Source organism: Sphingobacterium sp. BIGb0165 (genome assembly GCF_024810095.1).
GTDB lineage: Bacteria > Bacteroidota > Bacteroidia > Sphingobacteriales > Sphingobacteriaceae > Sphingobacterium > Sphingobacterium detergens.
This window is the reverse complement of sequence record NZ_JANUEB010000001.1, coordinates 523,869-550,658: the sequence shown is the minus strand read 5'-3', so window position 1 is coordinate 550,658 and position 26,790 is coordinate 523,869. Positions and strand designations below refer to the sequence as shown.

At 40.5% G+C, this 26,790-nt stretch carries 22 protein-coding genes; 13 read left to right on the top strand and 9 right to left on the bottom strand.

The genetic code is table 11. The annotated features are described in order from the left end of the window. The first annotated feature begins 69 nt into the window (after positions 1–69). The gene (locus tag M2408_RS02370) at positions 70–1,404 is read left to right on the top strand and encodes a GH1 family beta-glucosidase (RefSeq protein ID WP_259178911.1); all 1,335 of its coding nucleotides are present in this window, start codon (positions 70–72) and stop codon (positions 1,402–1,404) included. Between the two features lie 3 nt (positions 1,405–1,407). On the opposite strand, the gene M2408_RS02365 is transcribed toward M2408_RS02370, so the two are convergent. Next, the gene (locus M2408_RS02365) at positions 1,408–2,229 is read right to left on the bottom strand and encodes a hypothetical protein (RefSeq protein WP_259178910.1); all 822 of its coding nucleotides are present in this window, start codon (positions 2,227–2,229) and stop codon (positions 1,408–1,410) included. Positions 2,230–2,356: 127 nt separating this feature from the next. Between M2408_RS02365 and M2408_RS02360 the strand changes: the two genes are divergently transcribed. Next, positions 2,357–2,875 carry a hypothetical protein gene (locus M2408_RS02360; protein ID WP_259178909.1) on the top strand — a complete coding sequence of 173 codons (519 nt, stop codon included), beginning with the start codon at positions 2,357–2,359 and terminating at the stop codon, positions 2,873–2,875. Between the two features lie 72 nt (positions 2,876–2,947). After that, positions 2,948–3,472, top strand: a complete 525-nt coding sequence (locus M2408_RS02355) for a hypothetical protein (RefSeq protein WP_259178908.1) — start codon at positions 2,948–2,950, stop codon at positions 3,470–3,472. Between the two features lie 32 nt (positions 3,473–3,504). On the opposite strand, the gene M2408_RS02350 is transcribed toward M2408_RS02355, so the two are convergent. Next, a complete protein-coding gene (locus M2408_RS02350; RefSeq protein WP_259178906.1) occupies positions 3,505–4,560 on the bottom strand; it encodes a carboxypeptidase-like regulatory domain-containing protein in 1,056 nt (351 codons plus the stop codon). A 240-nt stretch (positions 4,561–4,800) separates the two neighbouring features. On the opposite strand from M2408_RS02350, the gene M2408_RS02345 reads away from it, so the two are divergent. Further along, positions 4,801–5,460, top strand: a complete 660-nt coding sequence (locus tag M2408_RS02345; protein WP_259178905.1) for an Imm19 family immunity protein — start codon at positions 4,801–4,803, stop codon at positions 5,458–5,460. 34 nt (positions 5,461–5,494) lie between these two features. Beyond that, positions 5,495–5,872: a DUF2809 domain-containing protein gene (locus M2408_RS26325; protein ID WP_409049479.1), complete on the top strand. Its 378-nt coding sequence runs from the start codon at positions 5,495–5,497 to the stop codon at positions 5,870–5,872. Between the two features lie 33 nt (positions 5,873–5,905). Here the strand turns inward: M2408_RS26325 and M2408_RS02340 are convergent, their stop codons facing one another. Then, positions 5,906–6,424, bottom strand: a complete 519-nt coding sequence (locus tag M2408_RS02340; protein WP_259178903.1) for a VOC family protein — start codon at positions 6,422–6,424, stop codon at positions 5,906–5,908. Positions 6,425–6,513: 89 nt separating this feature from the next. Further along, complete coding sequence (locus M2408_RS02335) at positions 6,514–9,408, bottom strand: triple tyrosine motif-containing protein (protein ID WP_259178901.1); 2,895 nt, start codon at positions 9,406–9,408, stop codon at positions 6,514–6,516. Positions 9,409–9,586: 178 nt separating this feature from the next. On the opposite strand from M2408_RS02335, the gene M2408_RS02330 reads away from it, so the two are divergent. From M2408_RS02330 to M2408_RS02315, 4 genes are all read left to right on the top strand, one after another. Beyond that, on the top strand, positions 9,587–12,640 hold the full coding sequence (locus M2408_RS02330; RefSeq protein ID WP_259178900.1) for a TonB-dependent receptor: 3,054 nt from the start codon (positions 9,587–9,589) through the stop codon (positions 12,638–12,640). Positions 12,641–12,665: 25 nt separating this feature from the next. Next, complete coding sequence (locus M2408_RS02325; protein ID WP_259178899.1) at positions 12,666–14,216, top strand: RagB/SusD family nutrient uptake outer membrane protein; 1,551 nt, start codon at positions 12,666–12,668, stop codon at positions 14,214–14,216. Further along, complete coding sequence (locus tag M2408_RS02320; RefSeq protein ID WP_259178897.1) at positions 14,217–16,268, top strand: family 16 glycosylhydrolase; 2,052 nt, start codon at positions 14,217–14,219, stop codon at positions 16,266–16,268. A gap of 289 nt (positions 16,269–16,557) precedes the next feature. Continuing rightward, entirely contained in the window at positions 16,558–17,583 is a 1,026-nt protein-coding gene (locus M2408_RS02315; RefSeq protein WP_259178894.1) for a low specificity L-threonine aldolase, read from the top strand. A 104-nt stretch (positions 17,584–17,687) separates the two neighbouring features. Here the strand turns inward: M2408_RS02315 and M2408_RS02310 are convergent, their stop codons facing one another. Continuing rightward, positions 17,688–18,404, bottom strand: coding sequence for an MIP family channel protein (locus M2408_RS02310; protein WP_223580086.1), 717 nt, complete (start codon positions 18,402–18,404; stop codon positions 17,688–17,690). Positions 18,405–18,560: 156 nt separating this feature from the next. After that, positions 18,561–19,628 (bottom strand): nitronate monooxygenase family protein, encoded by a 1,068-nt coding sequence (locus M2408_RS02305; RefSeq protein ID WP_259178892.1) that lies wholly within the window; start codon positions 19,626–19,628, stop codon positions 18,561–18,563. Positions 19,629–19,796: 168 nt separating this feature from the next. Here M2408_RS02305 and M2408_RS02300 point away from each other — a divergent pair, with 168 nt between their 5' ends. Then, on the top strand, positions 19,797–20,789 hold the full coding sequence (locus M2408_RS02300; protein WP_259178890.1) for a 2-hydroxyacid dehydrogenase: 993 nt from the start codon (positions 19,797–19,799) through the stop codon (positions 20,787–20,789). Positions 20,790–20,819: 30 nt separating this feature from the next. Then, positions 20,820–21,740: a DMT family transporter gene (locus M2408_RS02295; RefSeq protein ID WP_259178888.1), complete on the top strand. Its 921-nt coding sequence runs from the start codon at positions 20,820–20,822 to the stop codon at positions 21,738–21,740. A gap of 31 nt (positions 21,741–21,771) precedes the next feature. Here the strand turns inward: M2408_RS02295 and M2408_RS02290 are convergent, their stop codons facing one another. Further along, the gene (locus M2408_RS02290) at positions 21,772–22,110 is read right to left on the bottom strand and encodes a helix-turn-helix domain-containing protein (protein WP_259178886.1); all 339 of its coding nucleotides are present in this window, start codon (positions 22,108–22,110) and stop codon (positions 21,772–21,774) included. 118 nt (positions 22,111–22,228) lie between these two features. Between M2408_RS02290 and M2408_RS02285 the strand changes: the two genes are divergently transcribed. Continuing rightward, a complete protein-coding gene (locus M2408_RS02285; protein WP_259178884.1) occupies positions 22,229–23,677 on the top strand; it encodes an MFS transporter in 1,449 nt (482 codons plus the stop codon). A 36-nt stretch (positions 23,678–23,713) separates the two neighbouring features. Here the strand turns inward: M2408_RS02285 and M2408_RS02280 are convergent, their stop codons facing one another. Next, positions 23,714–24,847 (bottom strand): 2-isopropylmalate synthase, encoded by a 1,134-nt coding sequence (locus tag M2408_RS02280; RefSeq protein WP_259178882.1) that lies wholly within the window; start codon positions 24,845–24,847, stop codon positions 23,714–23,716. A 187-nt stretch (positions 24,848–25,034) separates the two neighbouring features. On the opposite strand from M2408_RS02280, the gene M2408_RS02275 reads away from it, so the two are divergent. After that, entirely contained in the window at positions 25,035–25,811 is a 777-nt protein-coding gene (locus M2408_RS02275) for an AraC family transcriptional regulator (protein WP_259178881.1), read from the top strand. 22 nt (positions 25,812–25,833) lie between these two features. Here the strand turns inward: M2408_RS02275 and M2408_RS02270 are convergent, their stop codons facing one another. Beyond that, positions 25,834–26,778: a hypothetical protein gene (locus M2408_RS02270; RefSeq protein WP_259178879.1), complete on the bottom strand. Its 945-nt coding sequence runs from the start codon at positions 26,776–26,778 to the stop codon at positions 25,834–25,836. Between the last annotated feature and the right edge of the window lie 12 nt (positions 26,779–26,790).

Genomic DNA, 26,790 nt, shown 5'->3' with positions numbered 1-26,790 from the left:
CACTAAGATTCCACAAAAATTAATTCATATTCAGGTCGGATGACACATCCGATAGCTATATTTCGATAAATGCATTTAACCAAAGATGCCTTTGGCAAAGATTTTATTTGGGGAGTATCTACCGCCGCTTATCAAATCGAGGGGGCACATGATCAACATGGCAAAGGCCCTTCTATATGGGATATCTTTGTAAAGAAAAGAAACCGTATATTTCAAAATCAACATGGCGACCATGCCTGTGATTTCTACAACCGTTACATGCAGGATCTGGCATTAATGAAAGGTATGCACATTCCTAACTATCGTTTTTCCTTATCCTGGAGCCGTATCCTGCCGAATGGTATTGGGCAGCCCAATCTGTCAGGTATGGATTTTTATGATCGTCTGATCGACCTCTCACTGGAATTAGGGATTACACCCTGGGTTACTCTATATCACTGGGACCTCCCCCATGCGCTGGAAAAAAAGGGTGGCTGGGTCAACCGTGATGTCAAGGATTGGTTCGGTGAATTTGTATCCACATGTGTTGCCCGTTATGGAGATCGTGTCAAAAATTGGATGGTGCTTAATGAGCCTACCGTATTTACTGCTGCAGGGTACTTCTTTGGTGTACATGCTCCGGAAAGAAAAGGTTTGGGCAACTTTCTTGCGGCGGCTCACCATGCTGCATTAGCACAAGCCTATGGCGCCAGGATCATAAAATCTTTACAACCGGACAGCCAGGTGGGCACGACTTTTTCCTGTTCCCATGTAGAACCATTCACAGCAAGGGAAAAAGATGTGATTGCCGCAAAAAAAGCCGATGTATTACTCAATAGATTGTTCATCGAGCCACTACTGGGCATGGGCTACCCTACACAGGAGATCAAAATTCTCAATCGAATTGAAAAATACATAAAACAAGGTGATGAGAACGATTTAAAGTTTGATATGGACTTTATCGGTATTCAAAATTATACCCGTGAGATGATTCGCTATGCCATGTTTGTTCCCTATCTTCAGGCAAAGATCGTGACGGCCAAGGAACGTAAAGTTGAAATGACCGAAATGAACTGGGAAGTATACCCCAGCTCCATTTACCAAATGCTGAAAAAATTCAGTAACTACCCCAATATGCCGCCACTCATTGTCACCGAAAATGGTGCTGCTTTTAAGGATCAAATTGAGCATGGACAGGTACATGATCCCAGACGGTTGAACTATCTGCAAGAAGCCATACAACATGTCTATCAGGCAAAAGAAGAAGGCGTAAATGTGAAAGGCTACTTCGTCTGGACTTTTTTAGACAATTTTGAATGGGCGGAAGGATATCGGCCACGATTCGGGTTGGTGTATGTTGATTTTCAAAACCAGCAGCGTATTATAAAATCCTCCGGCCATTGGTATGCCAATTTCTTAAAATAAACCTTACTTATTTTCCGGACGGTGTTTCCGTCTATTGACCAGTTTCAACAACAAGGGAACCAATAGAATGGCCAGTAAGATACTGATCATACTAACGACTGTATTTCGTCCGTTATCGCCCAGGAAGTAAATCGAAAGACCAGCTAACAGACATGGAACCCCAAAGATCAGAATTTTCACCCATGCTAATTCGGTCTCGGCCTGACGAGTATCGCGAAGGGGAATAGCCTCGACCACTTTAAGCTCTCCTGCATTGAAATAAGCTAAAATTTGTGTTATTTCAGATACTGTTAATTCCCGCGGTCGCAAAATTTCTCCTTTTACAACAATGAGCAATCCACGCTCGTCCTGTTGAATGCTATCAATATCCTTTGTTTTAAAGTATTTCCTATACCCCATTGGGTTAAGAGCGTACCCTTTATAATCACTTCCGGGACAGAGACAGGAGAAGTTATCCGCATTCAGTGAAAAAATAATATCGGTATGATCATCCCGAATAGCCGCTATAAAAGCTATCACAGCGTGAATACAACTTAGTGCCAGAAATTGAATTATAAATATCCAAAACGACAGCTGTAATAACCAGGATATAAGCAGCGCTAAAAGAACCAAAGCAATGGAAAACCACTTCAGGTGTAGGATCAGATTTATTTTACGGTTCAGAAAATAGCTAGCAATCACGCAGACGACAGAAACTATACCTGATTTCCACTCCCAAAAGATGGAAAGAAAACCTATGAAGAAAATAAGGCTATACAATACCAATGTGAAATAATTCCCACTTTTACCTAAATTTTTCCGTTCAATTTGGATACTATTTCCCAACTTTCAGCGCTTTTAAAATAATGATTGCTTTCTTGTTCGCTTATATAGCAATAATTAGATAAAGATATTTATATTTATCCAATTAATGAATATTTAAATAGAGAGATAAGCAGGGTAAATTTGACTTATGAAGACTTTTCAGTTTAAATCACACAATGTTAAAAAGGGCTTAATCTTTGGATTCAGCTATTTGATTATAGTTTTTACTATTTTCTACCTTATCTATGGTGGCATCAATGGGATGGCCGATGCTGTCAATAACTTTGGACCAGCCAAAGCGCTGGGCTTCTTGGTCGCAATCATCGTTATTGGTCCATTTGTTGTGATCCTGCAGCTAATTAACCCCAAAATAGAGGTACTTATTGATCATCAACATATCCTGATCAAACAACAGAAGAAACCGGAGCAGGACATCCTTCTAGACGATATTTATAGCATGAAGATAAACCATTCATTGGTTAATCAGCTTCAGCTTTTCGATCAGCAAGGACAGTTACTCATAACGATCCATCCCCAACAGGATATGCAAGTCATTTACAGGATTGCTACTGAAATAGCGCAGCATAAATCCTTCACCCAACAAAAAGGAAGCAAGAAGATCTTTGGTAACCCTATTGAGACCATGTCTTACACAAGGAAGCTTTGAAGCTAAAACAGATTAACATTCCTGACTTCATTCAAAACAACACCAAGATTTTGAATAAAATAAAAATAATACATGAAGGTATACTATCCCAATAATCAATGGACATTTTATATGATAGCCCCCCTCATTGGCTGGGTGGGGATTTGCTATTTAATCTTTGTCGAGCGAAATTTTTCCTTGGTTCTTATGGGCTTGGCTTTATTTTCTTTCCTTGCTTTTTGCTATTGCCTTTACGAAAGATTTGGAACCAAATTAATCATCTATAGAGATCGGCTGGAACTCCGCCAAAACTTTCAACAGCTCCAATCATTTTACTATACAGATCATGAATTTGTCGTTGGCCCAACCTATGATACCTATACCCGACAGGTTTTTTCAAAAAAATACGCAGGTCGAGCACGTTATTTTTTTATCTATCCATTGGATGAAGGTGGCAATCGTGTGAAAATGCTTTCTACTGCGCTTGAACTAAGTATTACCAAGGGTCGATATCGAAAAATCCAAAAAGATTTGTCAGAAAGCTTGGAAAAGCTGGATCTTCTAGCACATTTGCGTTATAATAACAACAATGATACTCTTATTGTTAGAAATAGATAATCCTGTTTATAATAGCTGTACCGTATTCAAATTTATTTTAGCTCCAGCAATTCCTTGCCGAATTTTTTCTCAATAAAAGGATTCATCGATGGGATGCCAAATTTAGTATTGTCCAACCAAAATTTGCTTGTATACCGGCTTTTCAATTCGAGCCAAAGACCTGAAGTAACCTCTTTCTTTACACTCTTGAATTCTTCTTTCGTCATGAATCGACGTTCTTGCGTATAAAACTCACTCAAAAAATCAAAAGGAACAAATTCCGATTTACGACCTCTTTTGATAGCACCGACGTTCATTACCACCCTGCTGACCAACTTACCCTGTTCAGGTTGATCGAGATTTGTCGGCGAATAATTTTCCATGGTTACGCCGGTATATTGCTGCCCTTTGACCTTAAAGAAGCTTACTTCTTTTTGGCTATTGGGTGGAATAATGTCAAAATATACCTGTACATCACCACGGACTGTTTTTTGGATATATCCGGTATTCAGATTACCCATCCGAATGATTCTCCGCCCTTTATCCTGAACCATAACAAATTTTGACGGAAGATCATTGGCAACAGACTGCGCTTTCATGCGCATCACATGTGGCTTCCATTGCCAAAAATTGCCCATCACCTCTCTAAAATTCTGAGTAGCGATGGAATCCTCAAAAATCCGGTAATCCAAAATACGGTGATAGACTTTCCCATTTTTGTTTTTCAACGGAATATAATATTCAATAATTCCGTCGTAGAAATAACGTGTACGCTTATTGAAAAAAGTAGTATTTCTAAAATACCCTTTCAAAATCAGATAATCATACTGACTCTTATCTTCGATAGCGATCTCATCTATTTTAATGCTACGCGGAATCAATTTGATCAGCTTCTCTTTTCGCAGCTTCGAACTCGATTCATAATAATTATTATAGGAAATATGCTGCAATATGATCTTTGTATTTGCATGCTGCTTCAGCGAATCCATAGCGAACTCCCCTTTCGCATTTGCTACACCTAATAATGTTCCATCTTCAGCGTAAATATTCACTAAAGGCACAGGTTCACCACTCAAACTATCAACGATATGGATTTGAGCAAATAGCATGTTGCAACTAAAAAAAACACACAGGGAAAATAATATTTTTGCCATAAATCAAATTATTGATCTAAAATATAAAATAGTCATTAAAATAACTGTCAAAAATAGTTAAAGAACAGCCGCAACGAAAATCCACTACAGCAAATATAGTCTACTAGCTCTCCTTTTATTAAGAGCTTTTTTGCCCTGTATCGTCGTTCTCTATAAACTTCTTTTTATATTTAGCCATTAATCTAATGGTATAATATGGATAAACGCATTTCAATAAAGGAGCTTGGGAGAAACGTAATCTTTTGGTATTATTATTTATGCTGGTTCCGTGGTTATGATACTGAAAACGAATTAAATATTGATGAAGCACTGGATGTTCTAAAAATTGATGCGGAAGATTTAGCCAATTGGGAACAACTTTTCTTCCCTCCTAATACAGATGATGAAGTACTTCGATATATCGCTGAAGACCTGACAGAGGAATTGTCCATTTATATCCAATTCCGTTCAAATGCAATCGTTTTCTTTCTCAATGATAACTATATCGGTAATCTAGGCGGCCATTTTGAGGCCTGGTTTCTGACCTTAGAAGAATTGAAATCTTTTGTGAAGTATCCGTTTGTATTTTTGTTACTTCTACCGATGCTCGGCATTCCGGCAGCACAGGCACAAGAAACCAGATCATTGATAGCAAAACACTTGAAAATTATTCCAATTCTTGCAGATCATGCTTCATATATCGCAAGCTGTATCACAAACGGGTTAGTTATGACAAACGGTTTTGTACAGCAAAATGCACTAGGCCTAACCAATGATCAAAATCACAGTGTCAGAAATATAAATCAATATCCGAGCGATAAAGATGACATCATCACACTGAATAAAATATTGGAACAGTTTGTCCAAAAAGACTAACCTCTAACAACTTTATTTGATAAGCATAATCACGATGATAAAATTAAAGAGAGTCCACTACCTGGTTTTAATGTGCGCAACAATAGTCTTCGGATTATTATCGCGGAAAATTACAGGAATCCCTTTATTTGTGGGCGATGGTTTATATGCTGTGATGATATACTGGTTATGTAGGTTTATTTTTTTTCAGCGATCCCTCAGCTTTTGCTTTGTAAGTTCACTGTTATTTTGCTTTGCAATTGAGTTTTTACAGTTGGTACAACATCCGCTATTAATCAGCGTCAGAAGCCATCCGCTATTACGACTGCTATTTGGCCAAGGCTTTCTCTGGTCGGACCTGATAGCCTACATTGCTGGATCTGCTATCGCTTTTCTCTTAGATCGAACTTTTCACCGATCCAAGACAAGATAGAAAAGATTCCAATCGCTTATTAGGGAGTATTTTTTACTTTGTCGTTTTCGCTCCAATACTTTTTCCAAGATTTTCATACACCACATCATTGGGTTGCCATAGTTCGATTTTATTCCCTTCAATATCCATGATATGAACGAATTTTCCATAATCAAATGTTTCTATTTCATCCAGTACATTTACCCCTTCTTTTTTCAATTCAGCAACTAAATATTCGAGGTTTTCGACACGATAGTTGATCATGAAATCTTTTTCGGATGGTTGAAAATAGCTAGTTTTCTCGTTAAAAGGGCTCCATTGAGAAAAACCTTTCTTGGTACTGTCCGCTCCCTGGTACCATTCAAATACTGCACCATATTCATTTGTATTCAGCCCGAGATGGGTAGCATACCAAGCCCGCATTTTTTTAGGGTCTTTACACTTAAAAAAGATTCCACCAATCCCTGTCACCCTTTTTATTGGAGGTTCTATCGTATCATTCTTCACTGCGTTAAAAGCATAGCCCATGCAAAACGCCGATAATATACTGACAATAAAAAAGAATCTTTTCATATTTTGATCGTTTGTCGTCCCTAACGAATGTAGTGATTAAGCCTTATATAAATTAATTACAGGTGCTTTATTTTACAGGTATAATTTCCTCAAATCATATTCAGATAGTCATTTAATGACAGCTCCGTTTCGACCTGTAATTTTTTCCGTAATCTATAGCGGTGGATTTCAACTCCTCTGACGGTAATATTCTGCAATTGCGCAATTTGTTTGGATGTAAAATGAAGTTTCAAATAAGCACATACTTTAAGATCATTGCGGGATAATCCCGGATGTTTTTCCTTTAACTTATTCAAAAAACCATCGTTAAGCTCATCAAAATGACTGGCAAATTGATTCCAGTTAGCGCTGTTTTTTTCAATATCTTTTAATAGGTTATTAATGCGCTTTAGATTGGAATCTTCATCGTCACCCGTATCCAGCTTAGCCAATTCATCCCTTACTTTGATCAATGCTCCCGAATTTTCCAGCAGCTGCATACTAGTACTCGCCAATTCTTTTGTTTTGGTGATGACCTCATCTGCCAACTTCTCATTGTTCAGCTTCACAATTTCTTTTTCATTTTTTTCAATTTCCAGCTGATGGATGTAACGCAATTGCTCCAATTGTTTTTCATGTTTTAGCTGCTGTTTGTGCTGTTCAATTTTTCGCAGACGAATCAGACCCAATACACCAAGTGTAGCGAGTAGAAAATAGCCGATTTTTGCCAACAAGGTTTTATACCAAGGTGGCAAAACGACAAAACTGTATTCCGCTACATTGGACTCTTGATTTAGGTTGTTCCGAACCTTAACTAAGAACGTATACTGACCGTCCTGCAAGTTGGTATACGACTTTTCGGACTGCTGTGTCCAAGAAGACCAATTCTCATCATACCCCGACAATTTATAGCTAAACTCAAGATGTTGATGTATGCCATAACTTGGTGAAGAGAAGCTAAATCGGAAAGAATTGAACACAGCCGGCAACTGCAAGATACTATCCTTTCCAGACGCTTCTTTTAGTTTTGACATATTTGAAAAAAAACCAGCAAAAATAAGACTATCCCCCTTCCCTGTTGCGATGACTTGCGAGAGCATAGCGACCGGTTTAAAGCTTTGTTTCAGGTATTTGTCATAATTGATATGAAGCACTCCTTTTTCTGCGCCTACATAGATATTATTTTTATCGAAACTATAGATATGCTCAAAACCGGAGGTACTCATGCCTTCTATTTCTGGAAAATTAACCAAATGATAGGTTCCCTTTTTCGCGTCAAACTGTCCAAGGCCAACTGTTTTCTTTGTACAAAACCAGATATTGCCATCTTGGTCATCCTTTAGATAGCGGATGGTCAGATCCTTAAAAGCAGCAAACTGTTTGCTTGGCACAAATCGCTTGCTATTATAATCATAATTATAAAGCCCTTTTTCCGTTGCAAATACCACTTGATTTTTTATTCTAAACACATAATTTTGATAATCCGCGGGTAGTCCATTCTTTTGAGTATAGAGCTCAGCCTGATAAGACTTCTTATCTTTTGACAGTGTTATTCGATATATTCCTCTGTAGGGATGTGAGGCCCATATTGTTCCATTTTCATCCTGTTCAAGAAAGCGAAAAGAATCAGATGGTCCATTGAGCAGGCCTTTGGACGAGAAAACACCGTTATGAAAATGCAATAGCTCCAAGCCCTGATAGGTACCAACTAAACTCTCTTCAATAGGATATACCATATTTAATGGAAGCAATTTCCATGTCCCTATACCCTGTGTTAGTGGTTTGATGGAATGATCCGTGATCTGAAACAAACCCTTATTGTGCCCCAATAACACGTGGCCATTGAGTTGTTCTAAGCGCCAGGCTTCTCCAGCATCACTCCCCTGAAGCAGTGAAAACACGGCCGGCGAACGGCTTTGATCTATTAGATTACTTTTTATATTGGCATAATATACTCCATTGGATGAAGAAAGATAAAGTGTATTATTAAAGATAACTGAGGAATATCCGGTAACATCATTGTCCATATTTGGTCTCAGGTAGCGAATAGCGCTTCCATAGCTGATGACCGAAATTACATTATCAGTACCGATCCATATATTCTTTTGCTTATCAACGAAAACGGCGGTGACGTTCTTATTTTGCAAACCTTCCCTGACGCCGATCCGCTGTATTGTATTTCCGGCCATATCACGTATGTGACAACCTTCTTTTGCATTACCCACAACAAATGTTAACTCGTCGATCTGTGCTAAGGATGGGGTATAGCTACCATCGTTATCCTGCTTATTCAATCGCGTCATTTTTCTGCCTTGCAGGGCATAATTTTCATTATTTAAAGTGGATAATAATATACGATCCTTGCCAAAAGGCATTATAGTAGCAATCTTAACATCTTTAAAGGGTAAGTCTGTGATATAAGGAGTCCATTTATTATCGCGGAATTCTAATAAACCATTCTTCCGATCCTGTGCATATAATATTCCCCCCGATTGTCCCATAAAATACCATTCCACAGCAGCAGGGTGCACCTGGATCTTTTGCCCTTTTAACTCAAATATAACATCAGTTCCTCGAAAAAAAACTGATTGTCCTAACCCAACAGTATTCCAGATATCCGCAAAGTTTCGATATTTTGGAGGAATTAACTCTTTCAATGACCTGTAGGTCAATCCCGATTGTGAAGAGCGTTCAAAATAGCCAAAGTCCCCTTGACCACCCACATATATACGATCATTAGCATCAATCCATATGGAGCGGATATTGGTATGGTTGGGCAAGGAGAATGTTTTCCAATATCGTCCATCAAATGTCAATAACCCTTCACTATTGCCAAAATACATAATCCCATGGCTATCCTGTTTGATATCCCAAGTTCGGCTCCCACCCTGATATATCGATTTGCTATAATTATACACCAGTGGTAAGCCAAGCAAATCCTGTCCTATCAGCCGATTTGAAAAAACAGAAAGTAGCATAAAAAATAGGATGACAAAACACTTCATAATAATTCCCTTCAATTGGCTGACGTAAACTTGACGTAGCCCAAATATATTGAATTTTAGCCGAAAAACACAACATGACGTAGTGTTGTAGTATCTCTAAAATTCATCAATCCCATTTGTAAGACTAATTTTGATACTTGATAATTATAAACAATTCCTAAATTTTAATTCATTACACATGAGAAATAATATCAGTATTATTGCCAGTGTTGCACTGTTCTCTTGCTTGACAAATACAGTCATGGCACAGAACAAAACCATCAGTGGAAGGATCACCAACCAAGCGGGAAATCCTATTGTGGCGAGCGTCTTTTTGCAGGGCAATTCCAAGATCGGCACCAGCAGCAACGAAAACGGAGATTTTAGTCTTTCAATTCCGCAAAATTCGACCGATTTGGTGATCTCCTCTTTAGGGTATGAAACACAAACCGTTTCTATAAATGGGAATCTCTTAAATATTCAGCTCAAACCCAAAGGTGACTTCAATCTGGACGAAGTAGTTGTTGTCGGCTATGGTACACAACGAAAAGGAGACCTAACAGCTCCTATTGGAAAAGTAGATATGGGAGAAATGGTCAAACGGACTGTGGCCAACCCAATGGATGCCCTACAGGGTGCTGTCACCGGCGTGCAGGTCGTCAGTTCCGGCGCACCGGGATCAACGCCATCCGTCCGTGTCCGTGGTGTAGGCTCTTTTAATAATGAAAGTCCCCTATATGTTGTGGATGGAATGTTCATGGATAATATTGACTTTCTAAATCCAAATGATATAGCCGACATTTCCATTTTAAAGGATGCTTCTGGAGCAGCAATCTATGGGGTACGTGCCGCAAATGGTGTCATTCTGGTGACTACAAAAAAAGGAAGCTTAAACATGAAATCAAAAATTACTTATAATGGTTTCGCAGGTTTCCAGACACCAACAAATGTTTTAAAAATGGCCAATGCGCAGCAATATGCGGCCTATGCAACGGCTATTGGTAATGACGCATTTGTAAAGAGTTCTGTACAGAAATTTGGTGGTACCGAAACCAATCCCGCGATGGATACCGATTGGTTCAAAGAACTGTTACGTTCCAAGGCCCTGATCACAAACCATAACTTGGATATGATGGGTGGAGGTGAAAAAATAACCTATGCGATGGGACTTAATTACGTCAAACAGGATGGGATTATGGACGCCAGCAATATGAACCAAAAATACAATATCCGAATGCAGGTGGATGCTAAAGTAACAGACTGGTTAAAAGCAGGTTTTAGTGCGCATTTCAATAACTTCAAAACCTACTCACCTAACAACGCAGCATTCAGACAGGCCTATTTTGCTTCACCACTTTATCCAGTCTATGATCCTTCATTGGAACTTGCCAAACGTGAAAAATTTGGATCCAGTACCGCTATTGGCATGCAATCCGGATTTTGGTACAATAATCCGATTGCAACGGCATTCTACAATACCAATCAAACAAAAGGTTTTCAGATTTTACCAACAATCTATTTAGAAGCAGAGCTTTGGAAGGATAAGATCACTTTTCGCTCACAGCTTAGCCAGCGGTATCAATCTACCCACAACATAAACTATAATCCTGTTTATTATATTGATAATGACCAACGCAATGACCGCTCTTTTTTACGATCAGCGCAAGCACGTAACACCAATTATATCTTAGATAACCTCTTAACATATAAAGATCAGGCCGACAAACATCACTGGTCGGTCCTACTAGGCCAGTCTTCGCGTGAAGAACGCTGGCGTGAGACCTGGGTTCAAGCTAATGATGTACCTGCGTCCGAAGAATTTTGGTATGTAGGTGTAGATGCTCAAGGTACTGGTTCGGCTACTGGTTACGGTGAGAGAGGGTCAAGAAATGCTGGGATTTCCTATTTCACGAGAGGCACCTATGACTATGACAACAAGTATCTATTGACCGCAACATTCCGTGCAGATGGAAGCTCCAAATACCAGACAAAGTGGGGTTATTTTCCATCCATAGGCTTAGGTTGGGTATTGACCCGTGAAAAGTTTATGGAAAACCAAAAACTCTTCAATCAATTAAAGCTCCGTGGAAGCTGGGGTAAATTGGGGAACGACGGTATTCAACCCAATGCTGGATACGCGACAGTGTATTCGGGTAATAACTATTCGGGAATATTCGGCAGTGAAGGTGCAACAAATGGAACACGTGTGCCAGGATATCGTGTCGGTCGGTTTTTCACCCAGGTCCGCTGGGAAGTTGTTGAAGAATGGGATGGTGGTCTCGATTTCGCTTTGTTGAACAATCGCTTAACAGGTACAGTAGACTACTATCACCGTACAACAAACGATCTCGCTTTTAGCAGACCTATTCCCTTTTCCTGGGATCGTGTCTACGGCAATTGGGGCAGCGTAACGAACAGTGGCTGGGAGATCGGATTGCAATGGAAAGACAAGGTTGGTGACTTCGGCTATGCGATCGGCGGGAACCTGACCACATTAAAAAATAGTGTAAAGAACCTCGGTGGACTGGAGAATATCATGAATGGTTATCCCGAATGGTCAGCAGAATTTCCAGCGAGGATTGAGCTCAATCAACCCATCAACTTCTATTATGGTTATGAAGTCGCAGGTGTGTACCAGAATCAAGCGCAGATTGATGCAGATCCCATTGCGAAAAGATACAACCAACAAAATCCAAATACACCGATTTTACCGGGATATCTTCAATACAAAGATCAGAACAACAATGGCGAACTTGATGAAAAAGACCGCGTCAACCTCGGGAACTATCTTCCAACTATCGCCTACGGGTTTAACCTAGCATTTGATTACAAAAAGTTTGATCTAAGTATCGCCTTTCAAGGTGTAGCGGGCAACAAAATCCATAATCTTAATCGTGCAATGCGTCGAAAATACAATCAGATGAATGCAGACGCTGCTTTCATCGAAAATCTCTGGACCGGAGAAGGTAGCAGCAACACCCACCCTTCTGCAAAAGGATCTGTAGCCCCATGGAATCTACAAGCAAGCTCGTTTTTTGTCGAGAGTGGTGCCTATCTGCGGATACAGAATATTCAGCTGGGCTATAATTTTGATCTGAACAAAATACCAGTACGTGTTTTTGCAACGGCTGACAGACCTTTTATGTTCACGAAGTACAATGGTTTTACGCCAGAAATAGCTGGAATGGGATTCGATGCCAACGTCTATCCAATTGCTTCGTCCTATAGTCTAGGTGTCAAAGTATCGTTCTAACTGTTAACCTTTTAATTTAAACTGCATGAAAACTTTAAAATATATTCTGATTGCAAGCTGCTTAGGCCTCTCTTTTACCATATCCAGCTGTAGTAAGTTTTTGGACAAACCCTTAGAAAACCAGCAGCGTTCCGAGGAAATAGATTACAGCAATACTGCATTGATGTACGGCCCTGTATCCGGCGTGTACCGTTCGGCTGCAGATGATAATCTGGTTCATTGGATCGACCTTTCCATTCGTTGTATGCGCGATGACGACTACCAACAAGCTGCCCCAAATCCAAATGACAATCCCGAATTAATGAGCATCAAAAATTTTCAAAATGATGTTACAATTCAATCCTATTGGGGACTAAATCAATCTTGGATTAGTTATTACAGTCTCGTTATCGCAGCAAACAATGCCTTGATCGAGCTGGATAATTTTGCGGCGAAAATTCCGACATCCAATATGGCTGACATAAAGCTCAACAAACAATACAAGGCTGAAGTCAAAGTCTTAAGGGCATACGCCCATCTGATGGCATCACGTCTATTTGGCAACGTACCTATTCTAATTGATAGTGATAATATCGGCCGATTAGCTACGATCAATAAAAGCACAGCGGCGGAAGTCCGACAATTTATTATAGATGAAATGAATGCCTGTTCAGAGGATCTTGAAGATGCACGTCCAAACCAGTCTAAACACATTGGTGCTGTGACAAAATACACCGCCCTCCTGTTAAAAGCAAAAGCAGCAGCAGATCTCGCAGGAAATGACAATGCAAGCACGCATTGGAATGAAGTGCTTGATGCCACCAACAAAATTATAGCCAGTGGTCGGTTTTCTTTATACCCTAACTATTACGAGCTTTTTAAAATTCCTGGCAAGCTAGCCAATGAGTCTATCTTTGAATTACAATATTCCGATTTTGGATTAGGCACGGGTGATATCGTTCGACCAGGTGTTGACTGGGGGACTTTCTTCAAATGGCAAGGCCCTTCAGGTGATCAGAAAGGAAGTCCTATTTCCGGTGCTGGATGGGTTCCACCTTCACAAAATATTGTTGATTTCCTTACCAATAGAGGTGAAACCGAACGCTTAAAAACGACGATCCAATATTGTGGAATCAATGGCAATCCGGCTACAACAACTACAACGCCAAGCGGCGACGTGGTCTATGGTAATCCTTTTGGTGTCAAATATTTCAACGGTAAAGCCTATCTTCCGAAATCCCAGATGACGGCAGGTCGAATGGAGTATGGTGCGAATAATAATGTTCGTATATTACGTTATGCAGATGTGCTTTTGTTAAATGCGGAAGCAAAGGTCAGAAAGGGACAAAATGGGGATGAACCTTTTCGTCTGATTCGCGAACGCGCAAAACTAACAGCAATTGCAAATGTCACCTTAAATCAGATACTTGATGAGCGTCGTGCTGAATTTGCCTGTGAATGGTGGGGCGAACGTTTCAATGACTTGGTTCGTACGGGGCGTGCAAAAGATGTCTTTGGTTCAAAATTCATTCCGGGCGTAAGCGAGTTTCTCCCTATACCACAGACCCAAATAGATGCAAATCCTAACTTTAGATAAATGAAGACAGCAGGAAGACTAATAACATTATTATTGCTAAACCTTCTCTTCCTTCCTATTGTATGGGGACAAAAAGGGAAAGTCATAAAAACAGCAATCGCCAAAGTTGACGGTGGCTTTACAATCATGCGTGATGGAAAACCCTACTTTATCAAGGGAGCGGGCGGAACAAGCAATATGGAACAATTAAAAGCGTATGGAGGCAACTCCATACGCACTTGGAGTCCACAAGGTGCTGATGAAATCCTAAATAAAGCACAGCGGTTGGGTCTTACGGTCACCTTAGGGCTGGATGTGAAAACAGAAAGACACGGTTTCGATTATAACGATCAAACAGCAGTTGCCAAACAGAAAGAATACCTTCGCACAGTTATCCTGAAATACAAAGATCATCCAGCCTTATTGGCCTGGGGCATCGGCAATGAGCTCAACCTTCATTACAGCAATCCCAAAGTCTGGGATGCCGTCAATGATATTGCAAAAATGATCCATGAATTAGACCCCAATCACTTGGTAACGACCATGCTTGCGGGTGTAAATCAAAAAGAGATTAATTATATCAAGGTAAAGTGTCCGGCTCTGGATCTTATTGCGGTGCAGGTATACGGTGGACTCGCCGCTGTTCCCCAAGAATTAAAAAAAGTGGGCTGGAATAAAGCTTATATCGTCACGGAATGGGGGCCTACGGGTCATTGGGAAAGTCTACAGACTCCGTGGAGAGCCTCCATTGAGGAGAGCAGTAGTCAGAAGGCAGCCGTCTATAGATCCAGGTACGAAGCTTCGATCGGTCAGGACAAAAACTGCCTGGGTTCTTATGTCTTTCTGTGGGGACAAAAACAAGAACGCACACCAACCTGGTATGGTTTGTTTACCGAAGCGGGAGAAGAAAATGAAGTCATCGATGTGATGCATTATCTCTGGTCGGGCAAATGGCCTAACAATCGAGCTCCGCAGCTGGACACCCTTTTGTTGGACAACAGGCAGGCAAAAGATTTTATCTATCTTGAATCAGGTAAGGAATATCCCATTGAAGTCTTTGTAAAGGATCCCGATGGGGATAAATTACAGATCCGCTGGGAACTCCTCCATGAGAGTACAGATCTTAAAGAGGGTGGTGACCGTGAAGAAAGACCTCAAGCGCTATCCGGATATATCAAAAGTAATTCCGATACCAAGGGCTCTATCACCGCACCCATCAAAGCAGGTGCCTATCGCCTATTTGTTTATGCAAGCGATGGAAACAATAATGTCGCGACAGCGAATATTCCATTTTATGTGAATTCAGATTCGGCTAAAACAGGAGACATCACCTATCATTTTTCCCCTTCACCGACCTGGTCTGATGAATTTAACTATTCGGGTCTACCGGATAGGAACAAATGGTCCTATGATGTCGGTTCTTTAGACGACGGCTGGGGTAACAACGAACTGCAATATTATATGGACGCATCATTAGCGAATTCCAAGGTAGAAGATGGCCTGTTAAAGATTACGGTAAAAAAAGAAAATAAAGGTGGCAAATCCTATACTTCGGCTCGATTAGTCAGCAAGAATAAAGGCGATTTTACTTATGGAAGGTTTGAAGCCCGTGCCAAATTACCTAAAGGTCGTGGCACCTGGCCTGCTATCTGGATGCTTCCGACCGATTGGAAATATGGAGGATGGCCCGCCTCAGGTGAAATAGATATTCTCGAACATGTCGGGTATGATCAAGATGTCGTTCATATTTCGACGCATACCGAAGCTTACAATCATGGTATAAATACACAAAAAACAAGTAAAAGACAGATTACAGGCGTTTCCGATGAGTTTCACAACTATCGGGTTGACTGGACTCCCTCCTACATCAAAGGTTTTGTGGATGACCATGAAATCTTTCATGTTGACAATGAGCACAAGAGTTTTAAAGAATGGCCCTTTGACCAAAACTTCCATTGGCTCATCAATTTGGCCGTGGGTGGCAACTGGGGTGGCAAGGAAGGCGTCGATGACAGCATATTCCCTGTGACATTTGAAGTTGACTATGTACGTGTCTATGATTTACTAAATTAGAAGTTCATTCGATGTTCCCGTTTTAAAACGAAACCGCTTGTCATTATTGCTTGACAAGCGGTTTTACTTTTTAGGATTGCTTCATTGCAGATTTAGCGAAAGACGAATTAATTAATGATCCCGAACATGTTTTTTTGCTCAAAATCAGGAAAAAGTAAGAACGTATTTATACTTTTGAAAACGCAAGCGGCGATTGACTTTTCTCTGTTCATCGTTTTGGTATGAAAGATTGAAAAAACTGCAACAGTCATTGGTTAATTAGAAAGACACCTGAGCTAAAACACTTACTATGTACAACTTTAAAAACGACTATTCGGAAGGGGCCCACCCCCGTATTTTAGATAAACTTATTGAGACCAATCTCGTGCAGCAATCCGGATATGGAGAGGATGAATATGCACAACAGGCAAAAGCAATTTTAAAAGAAAAATTAAACAACCCAGATGCAGGTATCTATTTCGTATCTGGAGGAACGCAAACAAATTTATTGGTCATATCGTTCTTGTTGCGTGTCCATGAGGCTGTTATAAGTGCAAAAACGGGACATATTGCAGCAAATGAAACAGGTGCAATCGAAGCCACCGGGCACAAAGTTATCACAACCGAAACAGCAGATGGGAAATTAAGGCCTGAAGATATTGCCAACGTTCTGGAGGCCTATGCGTTGGCTCCCCATGTCGTAAAACCACGTATAGTCTATATCTCCAATTCAACAGAAATTGGCACAATTTACACACGTGATGAACTCAAGGCACTCTTTCAATTCTGTCAATCCCATCATTTGCTACTGTATCTCGATGGTGCCAGGTTGGGACATGCACTTACCGCTGAAAATAGTGATTTGACACTCGCTGCCATCAGCGAATATACCGATGTCTTTTATATTGGTGGCACCAAAAATGGAGCGCTTTTGGGAGAAGCCATTATCTTTAATAAACCTGAATTGGCTATAGATTTTGAATATGCAATCAAACAAAAAGGTGCTATGTTGGCCAAAGGGCGTATTCTTTCAATTCAGTTTCTAGAACTATTTAAAGATGATCTCTATTTCGATCTGGCTCGGCAGGCAAATGCCCTAGCCATGCGTATTGCATCAGCAGTTCGTGAAAAGGGCTATACTTTTCTAACAGAATCCACCACAAATCAGTTATTCCCTATTCTTCCAAAGAAGATCATTGAACGATTGAGCCAGCATTACCAATTCTATAACTGGAAAAATATCGATGCTGAGCATACCGCGATTCGACTCATCACCTCTTGGGCGACTGATGAGGAAAAAGTTGAAGCTTTTATTCGGGATCTGCAGGAAGCCTAAAGGAAAAGACGATTATTTGCTGAGCGATAACTACTCTATATAAGCAAAAAAAGCGCGCAAGGAAATAATAGAATCCTTGCGCGCTTCAGTTTTATAACAAAAAATTAATCTTTAGGTTCCAGTGCTCTCCATACACCAGCTGCGGCAGCTGCACCAACTAATGGCGCGACGATAAATAACCACAATTGCGATAATGCATTGCCTCCAGCAAGGATCGCAGGACCGAATGAACGCGCAGGGTTAACCGAAGTACCCGTCACTGGGATCGCTACCAAGTGGATCAAAAGCAATGTAAATCCGATTGCTAAGCCTGCCATAGTACCATTACCTACCTTTGAGGTTGTAGCCAATATGACGAAAAGAAAGAGAAAAGTTAAAACTGCTTCGATTAGGAAGGCTGAAGTTTGACCATATTCATTTTGATAACCTTTCCCCCATCCATTGGACCCGTAAGCCCACTCTCCTGCCGAAAAGCCGGCTAATTGTCCGCTCAAAATCTGTTGCAATACAAAGGCACCCAAAAGTGCACCGATAAACTGCGCAATGATATAGACAATCGCGTCCTTAGCGGACATTTTTCCGGCCAGTAGCACGCCTACTGTCACCGCTGGGTTAATATGACAGCCCGAAATCCCTCCAATGGCGTAGGCAAAAACCACTACCGAAAGACCAAACGCTACAGCAATACCCAAGAGGCCTAGCCCTGAAAGTCCCCCCATGGTATTGGCCCCAGCAATCGCGGCCGCACCACAACCAAACAGTACCAAACCAAATGTTCCAATTAGTTCGGCAACAAACTTTGAAGATGTTTTAATTTCCATATGAATCTGTTTATAACTTAGTTAACTCTAATTTAATCATTTTTTATATAAAACAAGAATAACGAATAAATTATTGTAGAACAATATCTACATCCTCCGTAAATCAAAGCAATCCTATATTTCTAGTTATATTCGATATTGCTTCGCTATTTCATTTCAACCTACCAGCGCTTCAACTTCCTGGATCAGCGCCTTGAGTATATCCCCCGTCGAATCATCCCGATAGAAATGAATAGATTGCCCTAGCCAAATACCAACAAAATCTATATTTTTATTCGCTTTGGCAGCCTTTCTCAACGCATTCGTCAGCTTATTTTGATAGGGATAAGGTAAAATATAATCAGTCCCATCCAAGGTATCAATAAAAATGTTCTTTATCGCCCTAGTAAACCGTCCCGAAAAACTCCTGGTCAAGACAATATCTGATTCTTTCACATGGCCTAAATGTTGTTTTTCAAAATCCAACAACGCACTTTCCTCGGATTTAAGCAATAAACTGCCAACCTGAAAACCAGCAGCTCCCAATTGTCTCGCCGCCAGCAAAGTATTGGCATTGTATATCCCGCCTGCATAGATCAAGGGTTTACTTATATGATCGTGTACTTGCGACAACAATGCCAGTCCGCCAATCTGTGGAATAGCAATATCATTGAAGCTTCCGCGATGGCCACCAGCCTCTAGCCCCTGTACACAAATAATATCAACACCTGACTTTTCCAATATCAGGGCCTCCTCAACGGATGTGCAGGTACCGATCAGGATAATCTTATTTTCCTTTAAAAGACCTATGCTCTCATCGTCTAAATTGCCAAAAATAAAACTGACGATTTTGCACTGGCTTGCGATAATAGCAGCTACTTGTTCTCGATAATCCGTCAAATGAATTTCCTCAAACTTCGGCAGCACGACCGCCAGTCCATGTTGACGAGCTAATGCTGTTACAAAGGAACTCACCTTATCATAGTGGGATCTCAGACTTTCTGACAGCTCAGGCATGCTATTGACAAAAATATTGACTGCAAAAGGCCGTGTCGTCAGCTTTTTCGTCTCAGCAATGGCATCCATACATTTTTCGTAGGATAAATCTCCAAGGGCCAATGTGCCTAAAGCGCCAATTCCTGAAGCTGCTGCGACCATTTCGGGGGTTGTAACACCAAACATAGGCGCCTGTACGATCGGATATATTGTACCTAATAGCTGTGTAATTTGAGTTGACCAGTTCATGATGAAGTGATTTTTATCGTCAAAAGTTAAATCGGATAACTTGATTGTGATTTTAAACTAATTTACTGCTTTTATTGGGCATTTTGCAAGCATCAACCGCATTTATTCGACAAACTTTAAACCGGATAAAAAATTAATACTGTATATTTACCTAGGAAATACAATTTTATGAAAATAGCTTTCTTTTCAACCAAACCATACGATAAAATATTTTTTGAACGGGAAAACGAAACCTACGGTTTTCAATTCAATTTTTATGAAACCCATCTCGGACCTCATATTGTCAATGCAATTGACAATGAAGAGGTTGTTTGTGTTTTTGTCAATGACAAGTTGGACCGCAAGGTGATAGAAATCCTTGCTCAAAAAGGCGTAAAATTAATCGCCTTGCGATGTGCAGGTTTCAATAATGTAGATTTGGATGCTGCGAAAGAATTTGGTATCCAAGTCTGTCGTGTACCCGCATATTCTCCTGAAGCCGTTGCCGAACACACGATGGCTATGCTATTGACACTCAACCGAAAAACACATAAAGCCTATAATCGCGTCCGTGAGCAAAACTTTGCCCTAAATGGCTTGTTGGGCTTCAATATCCATCAAAAGAAGATTGGCGTTATCGGAACAGGGAAAATCGGTAAAGCGTTTATCCGAATTGCTCTCGGGTTTGGAGCACAGGTCATCGCGTATGATCTGTATCCTGATCAAAATTTGATCACAGCCGGTGTTCAGTATACAACTCTTGATCAATTATTTAAGGACTCCGATATCATCTCATTGCATTGCCCCCTTACACCAGACAACCATTACCTCATCAATAAAGAATCACTAGCAAAAATGAAGGATGGAGTCACCATTATCAATACGAGTCGCGGTAATCTTATTCATACCAATGATGCCATTAGCGCATTGAAAGAGCGAAAAATAGGTTTGTTAGGAATTGATGTTTATGAACAGGAAGAGAAACTATTTTTTAAAGATCTTTCCACCGTCATTATAGAAGATGACACCATTCAGTTGTTGATGAGTTTTCCAAATGTTTTGGTTACAGCGCATCAGGCCTTTTTCACAACGGAAGCGCTAACCCAAATTTCTCAACGCACATTAAAAAGTATTGCTGATATATTGACCACCGGCACAACCGACAATGAGGTGATTTTATAGCAGTACATCCAAAGATCATTAATTTTTAACATGAATAATACAGAGAGCAATAAAGTTTTGAAAGGCTTTTTATTGGCCGTTTGCGCGGCCATACTTTGGGGCGTTTCCGGAACTTTTGGTCAATTTCTTTTTCAAAAACGTGCAGTAAATGTTGAATGGCTGATTACCATTAGAATGTTGGTAACGGGTGCTGTCCTCTTAATTTTAGCAGGAGCAAATAACCGCAGGGATTTATGGTCTATCTGGAGCAACCGCAAAGATGCTATTGATCTGCTCTTATTTAGTATTGTTGGCGTACTTGCTGTTCAATATTCCTATTTTGCGGCAATCAATTATTCCAATGCTGCCACAGCAACCGTCATGCAATACACTGGCCCGGTTATGATCGCGATCTATATTGCGTTAAAAGAGCGAAAATTTCCCAATGGCAAAACTTGCCTGGCAATTTTACTGGCCATATTAGGTACGTTTCTGTTGGTCACCCATGGTAAAATAGGAACATTGTCGATCTCTGGAATTGCGCTGTTCTTTGGATTAGTTTCGGCAGTAACACTGGCCTTTTATACCTTACAACCTGTTCATCTCCTCAATAAGTATAAATCAACAGTTGTCATTGGCTGGGGTATGCTCATCGGTGGAATTGCATTTTGTTTTGTCAGGGCTCCCTGGGATGTTGCAGGTGTTTGGGATATGCAGACCTATACCTATACTTCGTTTATCGTTATTTTTGGAACCCTCATCCCTTTTTACGCCTACCTCACAGCAGTCAAATTAATTGGCGGTCAAAAAACCAGCCTTCTCGCTTCCGCAGAACCTTTATCAGCGGCATTACTGGCGGTATTATGGCTTAACACACCTTTTGCCTTTACCGACTGGATGGGTACTGCATGTATTATCCTGACTATTGTTTTATTGGGAACATCGAAAAAAGAAGAAATGCATACTGTGTAGGCAACTACCAGGATGCATTTCCAAATCCTTCCTATACACGCTCACTTTTATAGCTTAACCACCACTCATCGAGCTGCTCAATAATCGGCAATAATGTTTTTCCTAAATCGCTGAGTTTATATTCTACCCGTGGTGGTGATTCTGCATAAATCTGTCGGCACAGAATACCATCACGCTCCAGTTCACGTAATTGTACCGTCAATGTTGTCTGTGCCATATCATCCATTTCCCTACGCAATTCTCCAAACCGCTTAGGACACTCCCTTGCAATGGCCTTGATCAGTAAAACCTTCCATTTTCCACCTATAATCTTGAAAATACCATTGACATCGCAACAACTTCCAAAAAACTCATTTTTTTTTTCGTCCATAATCACCTCATACTGACCATTAGTTCATAAAACCATACCAAGTACATAATTTATAACTACTTGATCATAAAAAATTTCCAAACTACTTTTGACTATAAAATTATCAAAAACTTTCTATATGCGCTTCCAAATTAAAGATTTGCTTCATATTTCTATCCTATCCATTGGCATCTTTTTGTTTGTCATCGATCTATTCATTATCAATGTTTCTTTACCTACCATACAGCATGCCTTGAATCTGAGTAATAGTGCGACACAATGGATCATTATCCTATATATCATTGGGTATGCTAGCCTGCTGATCAATGCAGGAAATGCCGGAGATTATTTTGGCAAAAAGAAATTATACCTACTGGGTATGGCCGGTTTTACTTTTGCATCGATCTTATGTGGACTGTCAACCAATATCTATTTCTTATTACTCGGCAGGCTGCTCCAGGGAATTAGTTCAGGTATGATGGTGCCACAGGGCATCGCATTAATTACTTTACTTTTTGAAGATGCGACAAAACGATCAATGGCATTGGGGATATATGGCAGTATCGCAGGCGTTGCCTCCGTCATTGGCCAGCTACTCGGTGGTCTGCTTCCGGATCAATCCTGGATACAGGAAAGCTGGCGTCTTATTTTCCTCATTAATATCCCTATTGGTGTCCTTGCCTGTATTGCCGCTTATCGTTATGTCCCCAGTGATCAGGCAAACCCCAAATCCACGATCTCATTTATACCGATGCTGACTTTATTTATACTCATGATAGGCATGATATACCCCTTGATCATGGGACCTGAACTGCATTGGCCGATCTGGTGTATCCTACTGTTGGGGACCGCACTCATCTTAACGCTTTTATTCCTGAAAAAGCAGAGGAGGCTATACCAAACCGGACAACAGGCGCTTTTTAACTTCTCACTCTTCCGCAGCAAGGTCTTCAACCTTGGGCTGGTAGCTGCACTAGCCTACTACATGGTCCAAGATGCTTATTTTATTATTAATTCCAATTATCTACAGAATCACAAGAGCTACACTGCTACGATGACTGGTGTCGCTTTCGTTTACCAGGGTATTGGGTATGTCGTTGCAAGCCTTATGGTCAACAAGTTGATTCAACGTTATGGGAAAGCAGTGATACTAGCCGGATTGGGCACAATGGTTATAGGTCTGTTCTTTCATCTGCTCGTTCTCAACAAAGAGACTATCGCGACTGATCAGCTTCATCTGCTCTTTTTCATTTATGGGCTTGGATGTGGTAGTGTACTCCCCTCCTTGATGACACTCGCATTAAAAGATGTCAACAAGGAATTAATTGGTGTAGGATCAGCCATCTACCTCACGATACAACAGCTGTCTATCTGTCTCGGTATTGCTTTTGTTGTCGGACTTTTCCTACATGAAAAGGGAAACACCTTCTTCCTTCTGAATAATATTACTGCTGCTTATGGTTATGCGACGACAGTATCGATGTTGTTACTCATCCTGGTTGCCTGCTGTATTGCATACCTCCCCACAATTGGGAAAAAGAAAGGCAACTGTATTACCCCTCAGCAAAATCATGACTGTGAAGTATAATCATGATTATAAAGCATTTGAACAAAGACGAGAAGACTACACTAGCCTTCTCAAATCCTGATCGTCTACATAAGACTGTTGATCTGCTGTCCGCAAAAATTTGGTATATATATTTTCAAAATCTTCCGGGGGATAGGTTAATGCCAATGCATTGAGACGATCCTTTAACGCAGCCCGCCCGCTTCTGGCGGAGAGTACCAATGCAGGAAGCGTCCCTCCGATAATCTGAGGATCAATAATTTCGTAATTTCTCCGGTCTTTTAGTACTCCATCTTGGTGGATCCCCGAAGAATGAGCAAAAGCATTTTTACCAACAATGGCTTTGTTAGCCTGAATAGGATTGGACATGGCTTTGGCCACCATAGCACTGAGCTCAACGATATATTTTGGATCAACACCACTTTTTAACCCTAGACTTTCTTTAATAAGGAGTGTCAATATGATTTCTTCCATAGCGGCATTTCCCGCACGTTCCCCCACGCCGTTTATTGTCCCCTCCACCTGCTCTGCGCCAGCCATTAATCCCGCAATACTATTAGCAGTAGCCATACCCAAGTCATTGTGACAATGGACAGATAAGATGGCTTTTTCTTTATATTTCCTATTCTTGTTGACATAGGATATCTTTTCGAAATACTCAAAAGGGGTACAAAATCCATTGGTATCCGGTAGGTTGACAACTTTTGCGCCTGCCTCAACCACTGTATCTGTCATCTGTACCAAAAAATCGTCCTTTGCTCTCCCCGCATCCTCCGCAAAAAATTGCACCTCATCACATCGGCCAGACGCATAAGTGACCATATCAAATGCCTGCTGCAAAATAGCTTCCCGGCTGCTATTGAATTTATGTTTGATATGGATATCTGATGAACCGATACCAAGTTGGATACGTGCAATCTTAGCTCCCCGCAGTGCTTCAGATGCGGTATCAATATCTTTCCTCTGCGCCCTGGCCAAAGCACAGACTGTTGCATTTTTCACCATGTGACATAATTCTTTCACCGCCTTAAAATCACCCGGTGAACTGATCGGAAATCCAGCTTCGATCACATCCACCCCCATAGCATCCAGCTTCTCGGCTATTTCCAGTTTACTTCTTAACGACAGTTGGCAACCCGGCCCCTGTTCACCATCACGTAGTGTGGTGTCAAAAATCTTTACTTGCTTCATCAATATACAATTTATGTTGTCTAAGAGGATGCTTTCATGAGCCACTGATTCCTTTCGGCAGCTGCAAATTCTACCGGTAAGCTGATTCATGCTCATGATCGTTTCATTTAGACTTGTTTCTATGATCCAAATCTAATGGAACGATAAAATTTTCTATATTTGAAAATAAAACAAATGTTATTGAATAATGCCAAAATCAGCAATATCAGTTTTTCCCTGTGCCAAGACCTTCCGAGATGGAACAATTGAGTTGAGTGAGTATGGTCAATTTAATACTGAAATGCATTTCCATGAACAAGTACAGCTCCTGAGTCCAACAAATGGAACTCTATTTGTTTATACAGAAGGAAATAGTGTATGTGTGCCAAATAATTTTTATGTGCTTATTCCAGCGCGAGTCCCCCATAAATTAATTTCCCGGTCTCCCCGTATGGTGCTAAAAACTATTTTTTTGGATATGGGGCTTTTTAATGATACACTGACGGTATACCCCCCACAGGAATTATTGGATCATTTTCTACGTTTTGGTCAACAACACTGGAATCTAAATACGAATGATTCAATGACACAAACAAGCATTGAAGCATTTAAATCTATGCTTCCATTATTATTGGCCAAACCCTTTCAATTACAAATTAGTGCAGCGCAGAGTGATAAAATGATGGCTATCTGTACATTTATCTTGGAGAATCTCACCAATAAATTATCCATTACTCAACTTGCCCAAAAGTTTAACCTTTCGGAGCGATCGCTGTTTAGACAGTTCAAAGAAGAACTGCAAATGACCATATTTCAATTTATAAAACAACATCGGTTATTGAAGGCACTGCATCTCCTGGAAAACAAAGACCTACAGATCGCCCAGATTGTCTATGCCATCGGTTATGACAGTGTTTCCAATTTTTCAAATCTATTTAAAGAGTATTTTGGCATTTCGCCACAGCATTACCGTACCAACCTCTGATGTCCATTGTTGTTTAGACTGATTAATCTTTCCCTTCGTATTTTTTGAATAAAGCGTAATCAAAAGGTATGTGCATACTGAGGGACTTTGCTTCCCAAGTATCTCCACCTTCAGGGAGATAGAAATCATAGGCGTTGTCCAGGAAATTCTCTCCATCGGGTGCTTCCTGCCAATCTTTCTTCTCGCGGTTATAGAGTAATATCATGCAGCTTACACAGTGTTGGTTTCCCTCTTTCTTGGGATTTTCATAACATTGGCCAATTTTGATGTTTAACTTCTGTTGAATAATAACATCTGTCAATCGCTTGTTCGTGAAGTAGATTAATGCCAATTGTGCATCTTCATCCGTAGGAGACTTCTTTGCAGGAATAAGTTTATCAAATTGAGCATTTTTAATCTTTGCCATCTCAGCCGATTTGAATTCAGGAGCAAGAAGATTGGTATCTACAGGACGAAAGTCCTCCACATCAGCTACACGGGTGATACCGGGTTCTAAAGAAGATCCCCGCACTGCTGTATCAGCATCCAATGCAGCCGCGCCCCCATCATTTTTCCCAAATACCTGAGCTAGTTCCGACAAATGATGTCCGATATGGTTAAAACCAACAACATAACGTAAAAAAACAAAACCTATCACAAGTACAGATAGTCCTATTATCAGACCTTTTTTACTCCCTGAGCGGTTGCTTTTTTCTATTTCCAAAAAAGAAGATGGCTCAGGTTCTCCTCTGTTTATAGCTTGGCTATTAGACACTTCGTCGTAATCAAATAAAAACAAGTCTTTACCATCGAAAAGATCAATATCACCTTCCTCAAACATTTGGACAATATCGCGGGCCGTTTTCAATTTTACATTTGCGCGATTGGCGATTAGTTTAATTGCGCCATCGTAATTGCCTTGTTTAATTAAATCTATAATTATTTCTTTATCAATTTCGATCTTGTTGACGAGAATAGTTTTGTTCATCTGCTTGTATCT

Bases quoted from the DNA above. Each gene is read 5' to 3' on its own strand.
- M2408_RS02315 (WP_259178894.1), top strand. From the start codon at position 16,558: ATGTACAACTTTAAAAACGACTATTCGGAAGGGGCCCACCCCCGTATT.
- M2408_RS02350 (WP_259178906.1), bottom strand. From the start codon at position 4,560: ATGCTATTTGCTCAAATCCATATCGTTGATAGTTTGAGTGGTGAACCT.
- M2408_RS02310 (WP_223580086.1), bottom strand. From the start codon at position 18,404: ATGGAAATTAAAACATCTTCAAAGTTTGTTGCCGAACTAATTGGAACA.
- M2408_RS02275 (WP_259178881.1), top strand. From the start codon at position 25,035: ATGCCAAAATCAGCAATATCAGTTTTTCCCTGTGCCAAGACCTTCCGA.
- M2408_RS02305 (WP_259178892.1), bottom strand. From the start codon at position 19,628: ATGAACTGGTCAACTCAAATTACACAGCTATTAGGTACAATATATCCG.
- M2408_RS02320 (WP_259178897.1), top strand. From the start codon at position 14,217: ATGAAGACAGCAGGAAGACTAATAACATTATTATTGCTAAACCTTCTC.
- M2408_RS02355 (WP_259178908.1), top strand. From the start codon at position 2,948: ATGAAGGTATACTATCCCAATAATCAATGGACATTTTATATGATAGCC.
- M2408_RS02340 (WP_259178903.1), bottom strand. From the start codon at position 6,424: ATGAAAAGATTCTTTTTTATTGTCAGTATATTATCGGCGTTTTGCATG.
- M2408_RS02325 (WP_259178899.1), top strand. From the start codon at position 12,666: ATGAAAACTTTAAAATATATTCTGATTGCAAGCTGCTTAGGCCTCTCT.
- M2408_RS02360 (WP_259178909.1), top strand. From the start codon at position 2,357: ATGAAGACTTTTCAGTTTAAATCACACAATGTTAAAAAGGGCTTAATC.
- M2408_RS02280 (WP_259178882.1), bottom strand. From the start codon at position 24,847: ATGAAGCAAGTAAAGATTTTTGACACCACACTACGTGATGGTGAACAG.
- M2408_RS02270 (WP_259178879.1), bottom strand. From the start codon at position 26,778: ATGAACAAAACTATTCTCGTCAACAAGATCGAAATTGATAAAGAAATA.
- M2408_RS02330 (WP_259178900.1), top strand. From the start codon at position 9,587: ATGAGAAATAATATCAGTATTATTGCCAGTGTTGCACTGTTCTCTTGC.
- M2408_RS02290 (WP_259178886.1), bottom strand. From the start codon at position 22,110: ATGGACGAAAAAAAAAATGAGTTTTTTGGAAGTTGTTGCGATGTCAAT.
- M2408_RS02370 (WP_259178911.1), top strand. From the start codon at position 70: ATGCATTTAACCAAAGATGCCTTTGGCAAAGATTTTATTTGGGGAGTA.
- M2408_RS02335 (WP_259178901.1), bottom strand. From the start codon at position 9,408: ATGAAGTGTTTTGTCATCCTATTTTTTATGCTACTTTCTGTTTTTTCA.
- M2408_RS02345 (WP_259178905.1), top strand. From the start codon at position 4,801: ATGGATAAACGCATTTCAATAAAGGAGCTTGGGAGAAACGTAATCTTT.
- M2408_RS26325 (WP_409049479.1), top strand. From the start codon at position 5,495: ATGATAAAATTAAAGAGAGTCCACTACCTGGTTTTAATGTGCGCAACA.
- M2408_RS02300 (WP_259178890.1), top strand. From the start codon at position 19,797: ATGAAAATAGCTTTCTTTTCAACCAAACCATACGATAAAATATTTTTT.
- M2408_RS02285 (WP_259178884.1), top strand. From the start codon at position 22,229: ATGCGCTTCCAAATTAAAGATTTGCTTCATATTTCTATCCTATCCATT.
- M2408_RS02295 (WP_259178888.1), top strand. From the start codon at position 20,820: ATGAATAATACAGAGAGCAATAAAGTTTTGAAAGGCTTTTTATTGGCC.